Below are 3,143 nucleotides of genomic sequence, written 5' to 3'. Positions count from 1 at the left end.
AAATTAAAAAAGGCGGCACCCAGATTTGAACTGGGGGTGGAGGTTTTGCAGACCTCTGCCTTACCACTTGGCTATGCCGCCGTCACGTCTGAAATTTGACGTTTTTTTATAGTACACCAAATCTCGATTATTTCAACATATTTGTCAAAAATTTCGTGAAGCGAAGCTATCCCATAGGGAATCGCCCTTTTTTTCCACACCCTCAAAACCCATCCGAGGCTATTCTAGAACTACATCGATCGCCCGCAACACCAGCCATGACACCAGTTTCTCCCTTACTCGTCGCCCAAATCACCGACACTCACTTGTTTGCAGAGATCGATCGAGAATGGCAATGCCTCTCAACAGCCCGCACCCTCCAAGCAGTTCTCGATCGCTTGCAACAGATACAGCCGCCGCCCGACTTACTCCTACTCACAGGCGACTTGTCCCAAGACGAAACACCCGAATCCTACCAGCGCCTCGTCTCCCTCATCGCCCCCCTCGGAATTCCCGCCTACTGGATACCTGGGAACCACGACAACATCCCAGTCATGGCAGAAATCTTAAATCAACCGCCCCTTTCCCCAGAAAAATCATGGATGCTAGGAAACTGGCAATTTCTATTGCTTTCGAGTGTGGAAGCGGGATGCGACGGCGGGCGGCTTTCTCCAGAAAGCTTGCATTGGCTCGACTCTCAACTGCAACAAACGGGCGATCGACCTGTTATCATTGCCTTGCACCATCATCCTTTGCCGATCGACTCTGAAATAATGGATGGAATGATGCTGCACAATGCCGATGAATTTTTGGCAATTGTCGATCGATATCCTCAAATCAAAATCGTTCTTTGTGGCCACATTCACCAAGAATTCCACCAACAGAGGGGCTCAGTTACCTACTTGGGGACACCCAGCACCTGCATCCAACTTTTACCCAAAAGCCATCCGATTATACTTGACGAAATCCCGCCGGGATTTAGATTGCTTGAATTGGCGATCGACGGTACTTGGAACACCAGAGTTGAGCGAGTTGCTGCAAAATCGCCACCAAATTAATATTTTTTATTCTTCCTAAAATTAGTATCAAATTTACATTCTGTTGTCAATACATCAACAGATAGATTTTTTTTAGCAGCCCCATCTTTTATGATATTTATTAACCATAGATTGCAGACATACGTAAACTAGCGACCTACGAACATAAATGTCAATCGCAATTTAAAAAAACAGGAAAAACTAAATATATGTCTCAACTCAATGGCGTGATGATGCAGTATTTCCACTGGTACAGCCCCGACGACGGCAGCCTGTGGAATCAGCTAGCGAAATCTGCAAAAGATTTAGCGAAAATAGGCGTTACATCCCTTTGGTTGCCACCCGCCTATAAAGGAACTGGCGGCGGTATGGATGTGGGTTACGGCGTCTACGACTTATTCGATTTAGGCGAGTTCGACCAAAAAGGGTCTGTACGCACGAAATACGGCACAAAAGATGAGTATTTGGCCGCGATTAAAGCTGCCCAAGATGCAGGAATTCGGATTTATGCCGATGTTGTCTTCAACCACAAATTAGGTGCCGATGCAGAAGAAGAAGCCGAAGCCACACCCTTCAATCCCGACAACCGGAATGACACCGTAGGCGAATATCAAAAAATCAAAGCTTGGACGCATTTTACCTTCCCCGGACGCGACCAAAAATATTCTAGTATGGAGTGGCATTGGTGGCATTTTGACGCCATTGATTACAACGTTTACAACACAGAAACCCATGCCGTTTACTTGCTAAAAGGCAAAGAATTCGATCGAGGAGTAGACTTAGAAAAAGGTAATTTTGATTACCTCATGGGTTGCGATTTAGATATGGACAACCCAGAAGTCAGCGGGGAGTTAAAATACTGGGGTGAGTGGTATGTGGATACAACAAACGTTGACGGCTTTCGCTTCGATGCCGTCAAACACGTTAAAGCAGAATTTTTCCAAGAATGGTTGGAACACGTTCGCCACTATGCCCAACGCGACCTATTTGCCGTCGGTGAATATTGGTCTTACGAAGTGGAAGCTTTGCACTACTTCATCCAAGCAACGGATGGTAAAGTCTCCTTATTTGACGCACCCCTCCATTACAACTTCCACGCTGCTAGCAAAGCCGGCAATAGCTACGACTTGCGAACAATTTTTGATAACACCCTCGTCCAACAGCAACCAACCCTCGCCGTTACCTTGGTGGACAACCATGATTCTCAACCATTACAATCCCTAGAATCGGTTGTCGAGGCTTGGTTTAAACCTCTTGCCTACGCTTTAATCTTGCTGCGAAGCGAAGGATATCCGTGCATTTTTTACCCGGACTATTATGGCGCCAACTATAAGGATACAGCAAACGATGGCAACGAATACGAGATTTGGTTAGACAAACATCAGTTTATTCTCGATAAATTCTTGTTCGCGCGCCAAACTTATTCCTACGGCAATCAGTACGATTACTTCGACCACGCCAATACCATTGGCTGGACGAGACTCGGAGATGAAGAACATCCTGGCGGTATGGCTGTGGTACTCAGTAACGGAGGCGATGGCAGCAAGTTTATGGAAGTCGGACAACCGAATCGAACTTATATTGACATCACCGAACACATCAAAGAACCAATCACAACTAATGACGATGGTTGGGCTGATTTTCGGTGTAACGCCGGTTCTGTTTCGGTCTGGGTGCCACAGCCGTAAAAACTGCGTTAAAATTGACGTACTCCTCAGCCTAAAGTAGGGTGTGCACTGCACACCTTACCGCTATAATTAGTACATTAAACTACTTTTTACTGTCATGATTTTGATGACGAAAAGTTTTTAGTAGTGAGGACTAAAGTCCTCTCTCTAGTATTATTTTTATTCTATGCGATCACCCCAAAAAAATATTTATCTAAAAAAATATGAAACTTTCAGAAAAAGTTGCAGTTATTACCGGCGGTGGGTCGGGAATTGGTCATGCAGCAGCAATTTTAATGGCCAAGGAAGGCGCAAAAGTTGCTATTATCGATCACATTTTGGAGACGGGGCAAGAAACCGTCCGCCAGTTGGTCAATGAAGGAGGCTGCGGGCTGGCTATTGCCGCAGATGTTGGAGATTCTCAGCAAATGCAAAAAGCGTTTCAAACAATTTTTGACAA

At 45.5% G+C, this 3,143-nt stretch carries 3 protein-coding genes and 1 tRNA gene; 3 read left to right on the top strand and 1 reads right to left on the bottom strand.

Features of this window, described 5'->3' with window-relative positions; translation table 11 throughout:
* Positions 1–10 precede the first annotated feature (10 nt).
* A tRNA-Cys gene (locus tag QUA38_RS28215) sits at positions 11–81 on the bottom strand.
* Between the two features lie 176 nt (positions 82–257).
* Between QUA38_RS28215 and cpdA the strand changes: the two genes are divergently transcribed.
* The 3 genes from cpdA to QUA38_RS28200 all read left to right on the top strand — a co-directional run.
* Entirely contained in the window at positions 258–1,037 is a 780-nt protein-coding gene (cpdA, locus tag QUA38_RS28210) for a 3',5'-cyclic-AMP phosphodiesterase (protein WP_333167715.1), read from the top strand.
* 188 nt (positions 1,038–1,225) lie between these two features.
* Positions 1,226–2,704 carry an alpha-amylase gene (locus QUA38_RS28205; RefSeq protein ID WP_333167713.1) on the top strand — a complete coding sequence of 493 codons (1,479 nt, stop codon included), beginning with the start codon at positions 1,226–1,228 and terminating at the stop codon, positions 2,702–2,704.
* A gap of 203 nt (positions 2,705–2,907) precedes the next feature.
* The coding region (locus tag QUA38_RS28200; protein WP_333167711.1) for an SDR family NAD(P)-dependent oxidoreductase at positions 2,908–3,143 on the top strand (236 nt) is incomplete at its 3' end.

This window comes from Microcoleus sp. Pol12B4 (genome assembly GCF_036701385.1).
GTDB lineage: Bacteria > Cyanobacteriota > Cyanobacteriia > Cyanobacteriales > Microcoleaceae > Microcoleus.
This window is presented reverse-complemented; position numbering and strand designations above follow the sequence as displayed.

What these genes read in the sequence shown, in the direction of transcription:
- cpdA (WP_333167715.1), top strand. Translation starts at nt 258, where the DNA reads ATGACACCAGTTTCTCCCTTACTCGTCGCCCAAATCACCGACACTCAC.
- QUA38_RS28205 (WP_333167713.1), top strand. Translation starts at nt 1,226, where the DNA reads ATGTCTCAACTCAATGGCGTGATGATGCAGTATTTCCACTGGTACAGC.